This window comes from Psychrobacter vallis (genome assembly GCF_904846715.1).
GTDB classification, from domain to species: domain Bacteria; phylum Pseudomonadota; class Gammaproteobacteria; order Pseudomonadales; family Moraxellaceae; genus Psychrobacter; species Psychrobacter vallis.
Genome location: NZ_CAJHBU010000001.1, coordinates 131,511 through 148,133, shown reverse-complemented (window position 1 = coordinate 148,133; position 16,623 = coordinate 131,511). Strand labels below are relative to the sequence as shown.

General features: G+C 44.0%; 11 protein-coding genes and 1 pseudogene. 8 read left to right on the top strand and 4 right to left on the bottom strand.

From position 1 onward, the window contains the following. The 6 genes and pseudogenes from JMY02_RS00625 to mmsB all read left to right on the top strand — a co-directional run. Positions 1-2,019, top strand: coding sequence for a propionate--CoA ligase (locus JMY02_RS00625; RefSeq protein WP_201594153.1), 2,019 nt, complete (start codon positions 1-3; stop codon positions 2,017-2,019). Positions 2,020-2,386: 367 nt separating this feature from the next. Beyond that, positions 2,387-3,871 (top strand): CoA-acylating methylmalonate-semialdehyde dehydrogenase, encoded by a 1,485-nt coding sequence (locus tag JMY02_RS00620; protein WP_201594151.1) that lies wholly within the window; start codon positions 2,387-2,389, stop codon positions 3,869-3,871. Between the two features lie 242 nt (positions 3,872-4,113). Continuing rightward, positions 4,114-5,274 carry an acyl-CoA dehydrogenase family protein gene (locus JMY02_RS00615; protein ID WP_201594149.1) on the top strand — a complete coding sequence of 387 codons (1,161 nt, stop codon included), beginning with the start codon at positions 4,114-4,116 and terminating at the stop codon, positions 5,272-5,274. 72 nt (positions 5,275-5,346) lie between these two features. After that, complete coding sequence (locus JMY02_RS00610) at positions 5,347-6,129, top strand: enoyl-CoA hydratase (protein ID WP_201594147.1); 783 nt, start codon at positions 5,347-5,349, stop codon at positions 6,127-6,129. 152 nt (positions 6,130-6,281) lie between these two features. Next, complete coding sequence (locus tag JMY02_RS00605) at positions 6,282-7,544, top strand: enoyl-CoA hydratase/isomerase family protein (RefSeq protein WP_406947695.1); 1,263 nt, start codon at positions 6,282-6,284, stop codon at positions 7,542-7,544. A gap of 107 nt (positions 7,545-7,651) precedes the next feature. Beyond that, positions 7,652-8,599 (top strand): annotated as a pseudogene (gene mmsB, locus JMY02_RS00600) (3-hydroxyisobutyrate dehydrogenase); the annotation flags it as partial. Positions 8,600-8,795: 196 nt separating this feature from the next. Here the strand turns inward: mmsB and JMY02_RS00595 are convergent. Further along, a complete protein-coding gene (locus JMY02_RS00595) occupies positions 8,796-9,554 on the bottom strand; it encodes an IclR family transcriptional regulator (protein ID WP_201594143.1) in 759 nt (252 codons plus the stop codon). Between the two features lie 591 nt (positions 9,555-10,145). On the opposite strand from JMY02_RS00595, the gene JMY02_RS00590 reads away from it, so the two are divergent. Beyond that, positions 10,146-11,033 (top strand): hypothetical protein, encoded by an 888-nt coding sequence (locus JMY02_RS00590; protein WP_201594141.1) that lies wholly within the window; start codon positions 10,146-10,148, stop codon positions 11,031-11,033. A 232-nt stretch (positions 11,034-11,265) separates the two neighbouring features. Here JMY02_RS00590 and JMY02_RS00585 read toward each other — a convergent pair whose 3' ends face one another. From JMY02_RS00585 to JMY02_RS00575, 3 genes are all read right to left on the bottom strand, one after another. Next, positions 11,266-12,057, bottom strand: coding sequence for a 4'-phosphopantetheinyl transferase family protein (locus JMY02_RS00585; RefSeq protein ID WP_201594139.1), 792 nt, complete (start codon positions 12,055-12,057; stop codon positions 11,266-11,268). A gap of 118 nt (positions 12,058-12,175) precedes the next feature. Continuing rightward, positions 12,176-12,694 (bottom strand): peptidoglycan-associated lipoprotein Pal, encoded by a 519-nt coding sequence (gene pal, locus JMY02_RS00580; protein WP_201594137.1) that lies wholly within the window; start codon positions 12,692-12,694, stop codon positions 12,176-12,178. A gap of 151 nt (positions 12,695-12,845) precedes the next feature. Next, on the bottom strand, positions 12,846-13,445 hold the full coding sequence (locus tag JMY02_RS00575; protein WP_201594136.1) for a DUF6231 family protein: 600 nt from the start codon (positions 13,443-13,445) through the stop codon (positions 12,846-12,848). 559 nt (positions 13,446-14,004) lie between these two features. Here JMY02_RS00575 and pepN point away from each other — a divergent pair. After that, positions 14,005-16,605, top strand: coding sequence for an aminopeptidase N (pepN, locus tag JMY02_RS00570; protein ID WP_265087935.1), 2,601 nt, complete (start codon positions 14,005-14,007; stop codon positions 16,603-16,605). Positions 16,606-16,623: the final 18 nt, after the last annotated feature.

Sequence of the window (16,623 nt, the reverse complement as noted above, 5' to 3'; positions counted from 1 at the left end):
ATGAGCGAACAAGCCACCCATCCAATCACTGACCAAGCTTCTATTCAAACGTTTGCTGATATCTATCATGATTCAATCAATAATCGTGAGCAGTTTTGGGCAGAGCAAGCAAAACGTATCTATTGGCATAAAGCGCCTGAAAAAATCCTTGATGACAGTCGTTTGCCTTTTGCCAAATGGTTCGTCGGCGGCGAGACCAATCTTTGCTATAACTGTGTGGATCGCCACTTAAAGGAACGCGCAGAGCAAGACGCATTTATCTGGCTATCGTCCGAGATTAATCAAGAATTGATCGAGACTTTTCCGGGTATTACGGATGCTTTTAAAGATTTGGGTAATAGTGTTGAGTTTTATACGGACTATACCAAGCGTCGCCTGACTTACAATGATTTATACAAAGAAGTAAATTATTTTGCCGATGTGCTACAGCGACACGGTATTGAGAAGGGCGATCGTGTCATCATTTACATGCCGATGATTTTAGAGGCGGCTTACGCGATGCTGGCCTGTGCTCGTATTGGTGCGGTTCATTCGGTTGTATTTGGCGGGTTTGCTGCCCACAACTTAGCTATTCGCATGGATGATGCTGAGGCAAAAATGGTCATTACGGTAGATGCCGGCCTTCGCGGTGGTAAGGTCATCAATTATAAAAACTTGGTCAATCAAGGAGTTGAGCAAGCAAACATAAAACCTGAGCATGTGCTCGTCGTGAATCGCGGCGTGCTGCCATTTAAACCACAAGATATAGACGTGGATTATGCCACGGAACGTCGCCGTAGCTGTGAGGCCAATGCCGTGGTAGAGCCTGTTTGGCTTGAATCCAATACGCCATCGTATTTGCTCTACACTTCTGGGACGACGGGTACACCAAAAGGGGTGCAGCGCGATACGGGCGGTCATGCGGTCGCACTTACGACTTCGATGGATTATATCTATGATGGTAAAGCGGGCGAGACCTTTTGGGCAATATCAGATATCGGCTGGGCTGTTGGGCATTCTTATACGATCTATGCGCCATTGCTCGCTGGCATGACCAGTGTCATGTATGAAGGCTTGCCACATCGCCCAAATCCGGGTATCTGGTGGCGTATTGTCGAAGCGAATAAGGTTAATATTTTGTTCACCGCACCTACAGGTGTGCGTATGCTCAAAAAACAAGATGAGACGTGGATGACGCGCTATGATGTATCAAGCGTCAAATCATTCTTTTTGGCAGGTGAGCCACTGGACGAGTCAACAGCCAATTGGTTGACCAAGCATTTAGGCGTTCCTATTTTAGATCATTATTGGCAAACAGAGTCTGGTTGGCCAATTTTGAGCAATACGCCCAAATTCAATCATAAACCGCACAAACAAGGATCACCGGGCTATCCGATGTACGGCTACGATGCGCATGTTATTAATGAAGAAACAGGAAAACCTTGCGTAGCTGGTGAAAAAGGATTGCTCGCCATCAAAGCGCCTTTGCCACCGGGTTGTCTAACCACGGTATGGCGTAACGATGAACGCTTTGTCAGTAGTTATTTTGGTCTGTTTGATGGTCAGCAGTATTCTACTTCAGATTACGCGGTAACGGATAAAGAGGGTTATTTCTATATCTTGGGACGTACCGATGATGTGATTAACGTTGCTGGTCATCGAATAGGCACGCAAGAGATCGAAGAGGCCATTAGTACGCATCCAGAGATGGCAGAGTGTGCCGTGGTGGGCATCCAAGATGAATTAAAAGGTGAGCTACCCATTGCCTTTTGTGTGTTAAGAGATCAGGAGCAAGTTGCGACCACTGAGAATCGCTTTCGTATTGAGCAGCAAGTGATTGGGGCTGTTGTGAAATCATTGGGCGGTATCGCACGACCAGCGGCCATTTATTTCCCGCAAGCACTGCCAAAGACTCGCTCAGGTAAAATCCTGCGCCGAGCGATTCGAGCATTGGCAGAAGATAAAGCCACAGGCGATATGTCGACGCTTGACAATCCAGCAGCGATTGATGCCATTAAGCAGTCTATGAAGGACTATTAAAACGCAAGTCAGGCGGGATTGTTATTGTTATACACAGCCAATGCTGTAGTTGAAATACTTTAAAATTGCACCAGCAGTATGTTTTGTATCGATATTACTTTTCACCGACTATAAACGATAAGCTCATGAGACATCATGGGCTTTTTTATTTTTGCACTTTGCTACAATTAACCTGATTATTTAACCCATAAATAAAAATTCGATAAAGCACTTGACCCTAAAATTGTTTTATTGTTATAGTCAATAACGATACAAAATAAATCATTTTAAATTGATGGTTTTTATAAAATTTTATAACTCATAAATTTCTTTAAACAGTTAAAAACCTCACAAAACGGTAGTCTCGCAAACAAGATAAGGATATCTTATGCATCACGTTCAGCAGCTTATCAATGGTCAGTTTACTCAATCAAAGACAGATGAGTGGATTGATATCACCGATCCAGCAACTCAAGAAGTCATCGCAAAAGTCCCACAAACTACGAACGACGAAATTAACCAAGCGGTCGCTGCTGCCCAAACGGCTTTTCAGACATGGCGCAAGACACCCATCACCACCCGTGCCCGTATTTTTTTAAAATATCAGGAGTTGATTCGTGACCACATGGATGAGCTGGCAGAAATTTTAACCGCCGAACAAGGCAAAACCATTGCCGATGCGCGCGGTGATGTCTTCCGTGGTTTAGAAGTGGTGGAGCATGCAGCAGGCATTGCCAATTTACAAATTGGAGACTTCGTTGAAAATGTTGCATCTGGTGTTGATACTTATAGTATTTGGCAGCCATTGGGCGTTTGTGCGGGCATCACACCCTTTAACTTCCCAGCGATGATTCCTCTATGGATGTTCCCGATGGCCATCGCTACGGGTAACACCTTTATTTTAAAACCTTCTGAACAAGATCCAATGGTCACCATGCGTTTGGTGGAGCTTGCCGTAGAAGCGGGCGTTCCTGAAGGCGTGCTAAACGTCGTGCATGGCGGTAAAGCGACGGTCGATGCTATCTGTGATCATCCCGATATCAAGGCCGTATCATTTGTCGGTTCTACTGCCGTTGGTCATCATGTCTATGAACGCGCTAGCAAATCAGGCAAGCGTGCCCAGTGTATGATGGGTGCCAAAAACCATGGTGTAATCCTACCGGATGCCAATAAAGAGCAAACGCTCAATCAGCTAGCGGGTGCCGCCTTTGGTGCCGCTGGCCAACGTTGTATGGCATTGTCAGTGGTGGTTCTGGTTGGTGCAGCAGGGGAATGGATCGATGACATCAAAGCCAAAGCAGAAAACTTGGTGGTATCAGCAGGTAAAAATGATAAAGACTTAGGCCCACTGATTTCTCCAGCCGCAAAAGCTCGGGTTGAGCATTTGATTGGCACTGGCGTAGAAGAAGGGGCGAGCTTATTACTTGATGGTCGCGGTATCACGGTTGAAGGGTTTGAAAAAGGCAATTTCGTTGGACCCACTATTTTTGACCATGTCACCGCCGACATGCAAATTTATCAACAAGAAATCTTTGGCCCTGTGCTTTGCATCATGCGTGCTGCGAGCTTGGATGAGGCGATAGAGATGCTCAATGCCAATCCACATGGTAATGGCACGGCAATCTTTACTCAATCGGGAGCAGCGGCACACAAATTCCAACAAGACATTCAGGTCGGGCAAATCGGTATCAATTTGCCGATTCCTGTGCCGCTACCAATGTTCTCATTCTCAGGCTCACGTGCCAGTAAGCTTGGCGCTCTTGGTCCTTATGGCAAACAAGCCGTACAGTTCTATACTCAAACCAAGACCGTCACGGCGCGCTGGTTCGATGATGAAGCGAGCCGTGGTGTGAATACCACTATTTCAATTTAATTATTGATCTACTGTATAGTTAGGTCAATACAAAAGAGGTATAACGGGTCTGGGATACATTTTTCGTAATCTGCGTAGGCACAGCAAGACAGAAAATTTGTCCAAGTCACGCGGTATACGTTAATTGTTCTGACTTTTATTTTGCAGTAGGATTTTATTATCGTCATATCGCTTTCATGATGAAGTAATGACGTATCAAATCTTATCCACCATATTTGCTATGTACGCACAAGGATGATCTCATGGATTTTTCATTGACCGATGACCAGATGGCCTTTCGCCAAACTGCCCGACAGTTTGCCCAAAAAGAGCTTAAGCCAAACGCGGCGGAATGGGATCGCACCTCGCATTTCCCAGTCGATGTGATAAAAAAATCTGGTGAGCTTGGCTTTTTGGGACTTTATACCAATCCAGAGTATGACGGTTTGGGTTTACCAAGGCTCGACTCAGCGATGGTATTCGAAGAGCTGGCATGGGGCGATACGGCTGTGGCATCTTATATGAGCATCCACAATATGACCGCATGGATGATCGGTGAATATGGTAGCGATACATTATGTCAGCAGTATCTGCCGAATATGGTCAGCGGTGAATGGCTTGGCAGTTATTGTTTAACAGAACCAAACGCTGGTTCTGATGCTGCCTCTTTGCGTACCAAAGCAGACAAGCAGGGCGACTATTATGTACTCAATGGCGAAAAAACCTTTATATCAGGTGCAGGCTCGACAGATGTATTGGTGGTGATGGCAAGGACGGGCGGTGCAGGGCCAAAAGGCGTGTCAGCGTTTGTCGTTGATGCCAATAGCGCTGGTATCGAATATGGTAAAAATGAGCATAAGATGGGCTGGAAAGCACAGCCAACGCGAACGATTAGCTTTAAGGATGTAAAAGTACCCGTAGACAATCTGATAGGCGAGGAAGGTCAGGGCTTTCGTATCGCGATGAAAGGCTTAGATGGCGGCCGTATTAACATTGGCATTTGTGCCGTTGGTACAGCGCAGTCAGCATTGGAGACGGCGACCAATTACGTTCAAGAACGCAGTCAATTTGGCAGTCCAATTGCCAGTTTACAGTCAGTACAATTTAAACTTGCTGATATGCTTACGCAAACGATAGCTGCACGGCAAATGCTCTATTTAGCAGCGCACAAAGTTGATAACAACGATTCGCAAGCGTCTACTTACTGCGCGATGGCGAAACGTTTGTCGACAGACCTTTGCTTCGATGTTGCGAATGAAGCGTTACAGTTGCATGGCGGCTACGGCTATCTGAATGAGTATCCACTTGAGCGCCACGTGCGAGATTTGCGTGTGCATCAGATTTTGGAAGGCACCAATGAAATCATGCGAGTGATTGTCTCGCGTCAACTATTACAGGACGATGCGCTAAGCCAATTACGCTAATGCTAATTGGAAAAGTAACGTATTCACCAACCAAGCATCATATATGTAGCCATACTAAAACAAGGATGTTCTATGACAGAGTATACCAATCTTAAATTGTCAATTGACAATCATACTGCCATCGTAACACTGCATAATCCGCCTGCTCATACGTGGACGATGGATAGCTTGCAAGCATTGAAACAGCTTGTCACTGACCTAAATGCGAATGACGATGTCTATGCCTTAATCATTCATGGCGATGGCGAAAAGTTTTTTTCAGCAGGTGCAGATCTTAATAATTTTGTAGATGGGGATAAAGGTCAAGCCATCAGCATGGCCATTGCTTTTGGTGAGGCGTTTGAAGCGTTATCCGCTTACCACGGCGTTAGTATCGCGGTCATCAACGGTTACGCGATGGGCGGCGGGCTTGAATGTGCGCTGGCCTGTGATATTCGTATCGCCGAAGCACACGCACAGATGGCGTTGCCTGAGACGGGTGTGGGCTTATTGCCATGCGCGGGCGGTACACAAAACTTACCTTGGCTCGTGGGTGAAGGTTGGGCGAAGCGGATGATATTGTGCGGTGAGCGCGTCGATGCAGCGACGGCATTGCGTATTGGTTTGGTTGAAGAGGTTGCGGCCAAAGGCGAAGGTCTCGCTGCTGCTCATGCGCTAGCACAAAAAGTCGCCAAACAGTCACCTGTGGCCGTCAGTTACTCTAAAAAACTTATCCAAGCTGCCCGATATACACCACCTGCGCAAAATCTCATACACGAGCGTGAAGCATTTGTTAAATTATTCGATACCAAGGACCAGCGTGAAGGTGTTCAAGCATTTTTAGAGAAGCGACAATCCAATTGGCAAAATAAATAAATAATACCAAACCCAAAAAATACGATTAGCTGCGTCAAATGCGTTTAGCCTACAACAGGTAGTACTTGCACGCGTTTTCCTTGCTACTCTAATCTTTGGGATTGGTATAAGACTGAACGAACGTATTTTTCTAATTTTCGTAGGTGCTTTTTATGATAAAAACAGATATGACAGTGACGGATGATAGTAGTAATAAAGAAACGCTAGCGATAGAGTCGCCTGTTCTGTTCGATACTGAGCCGACAGAGTGCGGCCATCTGCTCGGGATAATGACATTAAACACGCCCAAATCTCTGAATGCCTTGAGTGTTGAGATGTGCCAATTGTTATCAGCACAATTAGAGCGGTGGCAAGATGACAATCAGATAGTGGCATTGGTTCTAAAAGGAGCTGGGGATAAGGCGTTTTGTGCTGGCGGTGATATCCGTAAATTATATGACAGCATGTCTACCAGTGCGCCACTCCCGAACCCTTATGCGACAGAATTTTTTGGTAATGAGTACAACCTTTACCGACAAATGCATTTTTATACCAAACCATTAATACTGTGGGGTGATGGCATCATCATGGGTGGCGGTATGGGACTCATGGCAGCGTGCAGTCATCGTTTGGTCACCGAGCGCACGCGTTTTGCTATGCCTGAGATTACCATTGGATTGTTCCCTGATGCTTCTGGTAGTTGGTTTTTGCAGCGGATGCCAGCCAAAACAGGATTGTTCTTGGGGCTTACAGGGGCGATGTGTAATGGTAATGATGCGCTATTGGCCAATCTTGCAGAATATGCCGTCACCAGTAGTGATTATGATGCCATCATCCAGCGTTTAAAACAGAGCGATTGGCAAGTGGCAGCTCATAATATAGATAAATGTCATAACAATAGTGCTTACAGTATCGTCAGCCGCGCACTTGCTGCACAACCAGTGGCTGATTTACCTGATAGTAAGTTGGCGACCTACTGGCAACCTATCGCACAGCTGATGAATAGTGGCGGCTTGAGTGACATTGATGCATTACTACAAAGTGATGAGGCACTGGCACAGTTGGATGCAGTCTTTGCTGAGGATAGCTGGACACAGCGCGCCGTTGCTACTTATCGTCATGGTTGCCCAGTGACTGCCGCTTTGACTTATGCGCTGTATCACAGAGTTGCGGGTTTATCGATAGAACAAGTTTTATATTTAGAGACAAATGTAGCAGTACACTGCGCCGCCAATCCTGATTTTAAAGAAGGCGTGCGTGCGCTACTGATTGATAAAGATCGCAGCCCGCAGTGGTCACGTTCATTAGCCGATTGTTTAAGCCTCGATGGGCAAGCCTACATCCAACAGCATTTTGTGAATCCTTACCCGCAAGGTGAGCACCCTTTAGAGAATTGGTTGAGCGCCAACGCTTTAAGTAATCAGCTTGTTCGCTAAATACTTGATTTACCAGTTCAGCATAACCTTTAGATAAAAATTAGACTCAAAAAATAATGACAGACTATATGTAGCATTATCTACATAAGCAGTCATCAAGGAGCGATGAGATGGGTACAAATGATATCAGGACGACGGAGCAAAACGCTGACAAGCCAAGTATCGCCTTTATTGGCCTTGGTAATATGGGCGCACCGATGGCAGAAAACTTATTAAAGGCAGGATATGTACTGTCAGTCTATGATTTGTCTGAATCAGCGACTCAGCGCTTACAACAAGCAGGGGCAAGGGTCGCCGATAGTCCTAAAGATGCTGTCAGTAATGCCCAAGTAGTCATTAGTATGCTACCTGCTGGCAAGCACGTTCATTCTGTTTATTTGGGTGAAAATGGTGACGACGGTTTACTTGCCGCGTTGCCGAAAGGCACGCTGGTCATCGACAGTAGTACGATAGCGGCGGCTGATGCCATGAAGGTCGCAGAGGCAGCAGTCAAGCTTGGTATAGACTTCTTAGACGCGCCAGTGTCTGGTGGTACAGGTGGTGCAATCGCTGGTAGTTTGACATTCATTGTTGGTGGCAGCGACGATGTCTTTGCCAAAGCTGAGCCAATATTGGCGGTTATGGGCAAAAACATTTTTCATGCAGGCGATCATGGTGCTGGCCAAGTTGCCAAGATTTGCAACAACATGCTGCTTGGTATACTTATGGCAGGAACAGCAGAAGCCATCAATTTGGGTGTCAAAAATGGCCTAGACCCTAAAGTCTTATCGGATATCATGTTGCAAAGTTCAGGTCGCAACTGGACATTAGAAGTCTACAACCCTTATCCACAAGTCATGGAAAACGTGCCTTCTAGCAACGGTTATCAGGGCGGATTTATGAGCAAGCTGATGCAAAAAGATCTCAATCTTGCCATGCAAACGGCTCAAGATACCCATGTTGAAACGCCAATGGGCGCCAAAGCGACCGAGCTGTATGAGGCGCATGCAGTAGAAAACGGTGATAAAGACTTCTCCAGCATTATGGGTCGCCACGATAGCTCAGTGCTGTCTTAATGTTAATTTCAAAAAATAGGATTAGCAGCGTCCAGCTCGCTTAGTCTAGTCTACTAGCTATTGGTATAGTGAGTTCAGTACAAAAACGAGCCAGCGGGACTGGTATGAATTTTTCGCCGCCTCTAGAAGTAAAACTAAAAAAGGCCTGTCTCATTATAATGAGACAGGCCTTTTTCGCGTTTGCTCATTAGGATCTTTAGCTTTGCAGATCGTATACGAGGGTTTGAATATCCTGCGCCGCTTTTTGTAAGCGAGGTACATGAGTCAATAGTTCATCAAGCGAGACTCGTATGGTTGGCGCATGCACATATAACGACGCCAGATAGCGTGATTTTTTGTCCAATATGGGTACGGCCACTGCCACCATCTCAGAGATGAATTCCTCATTATCGATGCCGATGCCAGTTTCAGCAATACGATCAAGCTCAGCATTTAACGCATCGATATTCGTAATGGTGTTTTTGGTAAATTTGTCTAGTGGCAGACCCTGCAATATCTTATGGCGACTCGCGGCAGATAATTGGCTGAGATATAGCTTGCCCGTGGCAGTACACCACATGGGTGACTTTGCACCTACTGGTAAATAAATCTGTAGCGGCAAAGTTGTTTGTGCCCGATTGGTATAAATCATATGCATGTGGTAGGGAACACCAATACCACAGGTTTCTGTGATTTCATCAACCAGTTTTTGCAAAATCATTTGCCGCTCGTTAAAAAATAACCGCTGCTGCCAAAGCTCGACGCTTAAGTTACGTACCCGCTTACCAGGAATAATACCGCCACCAATATCGACGGTCAAAAATCCATCATCCACCAAATTTTGAATCAATCTATGCATGGTTGGTTTAGGGATATCCAGCTCTTGCGATAGCTCAAGTGGTGAGAGCGGCTTAGAGGCGTAAGATACGGCCTCTATTATCTCTAGCACACGGGTAATCGACGATACTTTAGGCATATGAATGACTCAATGATAATAAAAAGAATAAAATAAAAACATCACAACATTTTCATAAATAGAACAGACGGTAGCAAATCGGAAGCCTTGTGCTATGTCGTCATAGTTTCTAATTTAGCATAATATCAAGCTTATACGACAACCAGTCATGCTATATAGCAATATTTATATGACTCATTTGCATGTCATGGTTTTTATATAGTAGCAATACTAGATACGCTCACTCACAAAACACAACAAACTGTAGTAATAACCTATATAACTGTCATTGTATTAAATAGTGAGGTAGGTCATTATGATGACATATTTTGTAATACCCTCACATGAACATTAAGCTAGCCAATATTCATGTCTATGCAGTTTAGTTACTTTGAGAGTATTGTGTAACAGAAAGGCGGAGTTTTGCGGGTTGGTGTAGCAATTATTACAATACCTATGCAATCTTTACATAATGGCAAATAAAAAGCGCACCTATAGGGGTGACTTTTCCAGTCAAAATTGTTTTAATCTGCTCAACAAAATGATTGATTTAAAAAGACATTAAATTATCATTTTTTTGGGCGATTTATTCCACACTTTAGGAGAGTATTTATGAGACTTATTAAATTAACAGCAATTTCTGCTGCTGTATTAGCATCAACTGCCGCACTAGCAGCTGAACCTGTTATCGTTGTTGACGGTAATGATGCTGTTGTTTATGAAGCTGAGCCAGTTGCTGTCGCTTATGAAGCACAACCTGCTTCTTATGGCTACAATGCTGATGCTGGTGTAGTACGCAATACTACAGGCGCTGTCGTTGGTGGCACTAAGACTTTTTTCCAAACCGCTATCAACCCAGCATCTGTTAGTGCTGAAGTGGGTACGCTAGGTTATGGTGCTAACCTTGGTTGGTCACTAAACGAGAAAACTGAACTACAAGCTGGTTGGGCAGGTGGCGATGTTGCTGACCTATTCGGCGGCGACTTTGACGCAAACGATGTAAACTATGATGTTGATACAGATTTCAGTAACCCGTACCTAGGCGTACAACTACGTCCTGCTGGTAACTGGTTCACAATGGGCGCTGGTATCATTGTTCCTGATAACGATATCGATGTTCGTGCTAACGCTGAAGGTACTGGTTTCTACCGTATCAATGGTGAGAAATTCTATGCAGGTACTGCTTCTGTTGATGAGAGAGCTGATGGCGACTTTGGTGGTGAAAATATCGGTAACCTAGAAGGTACTATCGAGCATCGTAACAAGCTAGCTCCTTATGCTACTATTGGCTTCCGTCCTAACATCACTAATAACTTTGGTTTATTCGGTGAAGTTGGTGCTGCATATATGGGTAAAGTTGATGCTACCATTAACCGTGTAGCTGGAAATCTTAACCCTGCTGCTAATATTGCTGCAGACCAAGCTGAAAAGGATTTAGAAGATAAAAACTGGTTAGAGTGGATGCCAATCGCTAAAGTTGGTGCAACTTACCGTTTCTAATCTAATCACAGTCTAAGTACTGTTGTTAGAATAAGAGCAAAATAAAAAACGATCCTAATTAGGGTCGTTTTTTTTGTCTGTAATAAAGTAATGACTGTCGTTTTCGACAAGTATAGTCAAGGCATCTATAAATGGATACGGTGTTAACCTTGCTTACTGTATACCAATACTATTTGCACTCGGTTGCCTTGTACCCGCTTTAAACTGCCCCGACTATACATTTATAAAATCTCTAAAATATGACGATAGTTTGTTGAGTGGGCAACACTGCAATATGGTAATGAGACTGACTGTCGGCAATGACGATTAAAGGAGATTGCTCTCTTAGGGCACTCAGTAAACCAGCAATGAGATAAGCGTAGTCCTCACCTAAGCCTTGTGCCAACGTATACTGATGTATCTTGATAAAACTTTCTTTTATTTGCCATAGCAGTTTAGCGATAATATTACGTTGAATCATCGGCAGTGCTTGCATGGCGACAATCTCATTGGCTGAGTAAAAACGCTGAGCCACTTGCCATGCAACATCGTTATTTTCTATATCAATCCCCACAGGACGATCACGGCTAATAATCACGGCAACTTTATTGTTTAGAGGCTGATGAGTCGCTTGATCAGCGTGGTTATGCACGTCATTTTTATTTTTAGAGCCTGTATGACTAAAGCAGACATAGTGGTTGTTATCGATCAATCGATAAGGAAAAGCAGACTCATCCAAAGCATCGTTAATTTCTAGCTGATCAAGCAAATGTTGCAGTAATAATCGAACGCCTTTACGCTGTAGCTGGCGTTGATTGTGATTCATATCACGCACTGACAAAGCTACTGGTGAAAGGTAGTTCTGCCAATTGAGATTATCATGCCTATAGAAACTTAGCGGTGATATGTGAGAGGCGAGTAACCATGATGATTGCCCCCAGAACTCTTCAAAGCTTGGAGATAGAGAGTCATTCACTTGTGCCGTGGCGCACCATGTCGTAGGGGTGAGCTGAGTATATTGGGTATGAGTTAAGGTTGGCATCATTGAGTGTGTCGATTGATGTTGGTTGACAGAGTAAAACGTAAAAAGCCCAGCAATATGGTATCGCTGGGCTTTTATAAAGAACATTAAGCTTTATTTACTTTTATCGGTCTTACCAGTCTTAGTAAGACAGTTCAGCACGGCGATTTTGGGCATAAGCGTCTTCTGTGTTACCAGCAACCGCAGGACGTTCTTCGCCATAGCTGATGACACGGATGTTATTGACAGCGACACCTTGGGCAGCAAGATAATCACGTGCGGCTTGGGCACGGCGCTCACCCAAGGCGATATTGTATTCACGGCTGCCACGCTCATCAGTGTGACCTGCGATGACCACACCAGCGGCTGGGTTCGAGCTTAGCAAGCTTGCATGTTGATTTAGGACATTTGCTGCTTGTGTCGTAATCGCACTGCTATCAAAGGCAAAATAGACAACCGCTTGCAAATTCTCAGCACCAGAAATGACCGCATTTGAGTTATCTACGATAACAGCGCCAGTGTATCCAGCTTGACCGCCTGGAATACCTAGTGGGGCAACCACCACTTCAGAAGTAGAACGTTTGGTAGCACAACCTGTGGTTAGTGCAACTGCGCTTGATAATACAGCGAGAACTGCGATCTTAGAAAAACTGGTTGACATAGTGAGCTCCTAAAATTTTAATTAAATTTGTTTTTTTAAACTGCTTACGATAAAACTTAGGCAATTGCTATCTATCATATACTAAATGTTACTTTATGTAAGTACTATTACTGTAAATAATTCTAGAATTTACAGTTAGATATGCAATATCTTACCAACGACGCTTTCCCCAGTTTTCAGGATTTGCCCAGTAGTCAGCATTGAGCCAATTTGGTAGTTTTTTATAATCATATAAGTTAAATTGCCATAGGGTGGTTGATGCTGATGAAGTGAGTGATGAAGGTAATATTGTTTGATTACTCTCATCTACTTTTAACCCATGCTCATTTAAGATGTCAAATGGGGTAAAGCCATAAGCTTTTAAGTCTATGGTGCTATCCAGAGTGATTAGCAGATGTGCAGCATAAAGATCGCGATAACGCATGAGTATTGGGATATATTGTGGTAACAGCTCTGATGATAATGTAGGGAGCCAAAAGCAGGCCAGATCATAGCGTGTAGATGTCTGTTGTTGCGTAAGCTCTGATAAAGTTGATACTTGTAGTTTCTCAGTTGCGCTCACTGCTGCATCATTGTCTGTCTTAGGTATATGGTTGTTTAGCTGTGTTTTTAAGGCCGCGTAAGCACTGTCGTCTTGTACAATCCATAACACCGCAGCATCACCATTCGCTAGCGATGGTAGTAGAGCATCAACATAGTCTCTGAGTAGTGGTAAAGTAATATCTGAGCGACTGGTAATGTGCTTTGTCATATAATGGGCCGTTTATAAAATGTGGGTCATCAGTACGTCTATTAAATCATCTTAATGAACATTATCCAATGGATGATTTATACGGATTATTTGATTTGAAATCTTTGGTAGATTGCCATCACTGTCGCTATAGTCAGTCCTAAATAAAAGAGATACAACTATTATCCCGCGCTACTGGGGTAAATTTTCTTTGCTTGCTGTGCCTACGCAGACAGAGGCTACACAAAATTTACCCCAGTAGCACTGTATCTACTTTATAGTGGATCGACTATATGACAACCGTATTTCTATACTACTCACTATATTGATCACTGTTTCGACCTCCTTTATGGATTATAAACGTAGTAATTTTGAGGCTTGTACTTGAAAACTGACAGTTTAGTTCAATGTAGTTATAAATTTATTAAAAATAAATTGTCTCAAGAATTTGCATAATATTTGGTTTATTGCCGTAATCACTATCAATCTCTCCATTATCATCCGTTTATTCATATCATAAATAATAATAGGAATTCATATGTCTACCGCTGAAGCTGATGCTCAAATCATCAATCCAAGTATGCCTGATGTACCGCCGCATGCGCCTAGCAAAATCAACTTAAAAGATTATAAAAAACCAAGCTTCGATGTTGAAACCGTTAGCTTAGATATTAAGTTGTTTGAAACGTATGCACAGGTAGATAGTACGCTAAAAATGGTGCGCCAAACTGCAGGGGAGCTTGTCTTATTTGGCGAAGACTTAGAGCTACTAGCGATTACGATGAATGGCAGTCAACTGGCTGCTGACGACTATCAGCAACAAGCAGGAAAGTTGATGATTTTTAATGCGCCTGATGAGGCAACGTTGGATATTCAAGTACGTATCTGCCCGCAAACCAATACAGCGCTTGAAGGGCTTTATATGGCAGGTAGCGGCGACGATACCATGTTTGTCACTCAGTGTGAGCCAGAAGGCTTTCGTAAAATTACGTTTTATCCAGATCGTCCTGATGTGTTGGCGATATTTACAACGCGTCTTGAGGCTGATAAGCGCTATCCGACGCTATTGGCCAATGGTAACTTAGTTGAAGCGGGTGAGGTGGCAGACGAACCAAGCCGTCATTATGCTATTTGGCATGATCCGACTAATAAGCCAAGCTATCTATTTGCCTGTGTGGTCGCTGATTTAGACGTATTGACCGATTCTTATAAAACCAGTGAGGGTCGAGATGTCTTACTCGAGATATACGCAAAGTCTGCTGACATCGATAAATGTGATGTTGGCATGCAGGCGCTAAAAGATTCCATGAAATGGGATGAGGTCAATTATGGCCGAGCCTACGATTTGGATCGTTATATGATCGTCGCGGTCAGTCAATTTAATATGGGAGCCATGGAGAATAAAGGTCTTAATATTTTCAATACCGCCTGCGTGTTATCTAGCCCTGAAACCACAACAGATAGCCGTAGTTTTAGTGTGAAAGCCATCATCGCTCATGAGTATTTCCATAATTGGACAGGCAATCGCATCACCTGTCGTGATTGGTTTCAGCTATGTCTAAAAGAGGGTTTTACTGTCTACCGTGATCAATCGTTTTCAGCGGATCAGCAATCGAGTGCGGTACAGCGTATCGATGATGTAGCGACCTTGCGTGCGCATCAGTTTAGCGAAGATGCAGGGCCACTGGCGCATCCTGTGCGTCCTGAGAGCTTTGTTGAAATTAATAATTTTTATACCACGACGGTTTATGAGAAGGGCGCAGAAATCGTACGTATGATTGCTAATACCTTAGGGTCAGAGGATTTCCGTAAAGGCACAGACGAATACTTCCGCCGTTATGATGGGCAAGCCGTCACCGTTGAGGATTTTTTATCGGCACTCAGTATCACTGATGCTAAAATCGAAGACTTTATCGATTGGTATCGCCAACCGGGTACGCCAGTCGTTTCGGGGCATCAAGATTATGATAGCGCAGCACAAACGCTTACCATTACGTTGCGTCAGCAGACACGTCACGTCAGCGGTTTCGATGCACCAAAACCTTTACCAATTCCGGTAGCGACTGCATTATTTGATAAAGACTCGGGTAATATTGTCGCTGAGCGTATGTTGTTGTTAGACCAAGCGACGCAAACTTTTGTTTTTGAAGGTATCGCTGGTGAGCCTGTGGTGTCTTTATTACGTGACTTTAGCGCACCCGTACAGCTTAACTATGATTATCAAGATGAAGATTTGGCATTTTTACTCAAACATGAAACCAATGGTTTTAACCGCTGGCAAGTGACACAAATGCTGGTAAATCGTATTTTACTGCAATCTCAAGGCTCAAAGAGCAGCCCTGAAGTATATTTAGAAGCATTGGCACAGACGTTACCAGCATTGGCGGTCGATGACGCCATGTTGGCCGCGCGCTTGCTTGATATTCCATCAGCGCAGGAGCTGGCTTCTGCCATTCCTAAAGATTATGATCCAGAGTTGGTTAAAGTACAGCGTGAAGGATTGTATCAACAAGTAGCAAATACACTAAAAGATCAGTGGGCAACGCTTTATAAAAAGCTGCCCATGCACTCTTATGAGGATAGTGCTGAGGCTCGCGGCAAACGCGCCTTGCGTAATGTGATACTAGACATGGCATTGACTGCTAATATTGATGATGCAGTAGAATGGGCCGAGCAGCAGTATGAAAATGCCAGCTGTATGACTGAGCGTTTTGGTGCATTAAAAGCCATGGTCAATCATCAAGTGGCAAATGCTAATGGTTATTTGACAGATTTTTATGAGCGTTTTCAAGCGAATGATTTGGTCATTGATTTATGGTTCAGTGTGCAAGCATCTGCTGATAATGTGAGTGTTGACGCTATCCAGTCATTGCTTAATCATGAAGGTTTTGATTGGAATACGCCAAATCGTGTGCGCTCAGTGATCAGCGCCTTTAGCTCACAGCCGACAGTATTATGGACACAAGAAGGCCTCGATATCTATACTGGTGTGATTAAAAAGCTGGATGATGCCAATCCTGTATTGGCCTCACGCTTAGTGCAAGTGCTGGCACGATGGAACACATTGGCTGAACCACGTCGTCAAATGGCGCATGATAGTCTTTTAGATCTGCAAAAGCATGCCGCTTCTAAGCATGTACTTGAAAGTTTAGATAGCGTACTAAAGGCCGAAAATAGTTAATGGTAGACAGATTGGCTT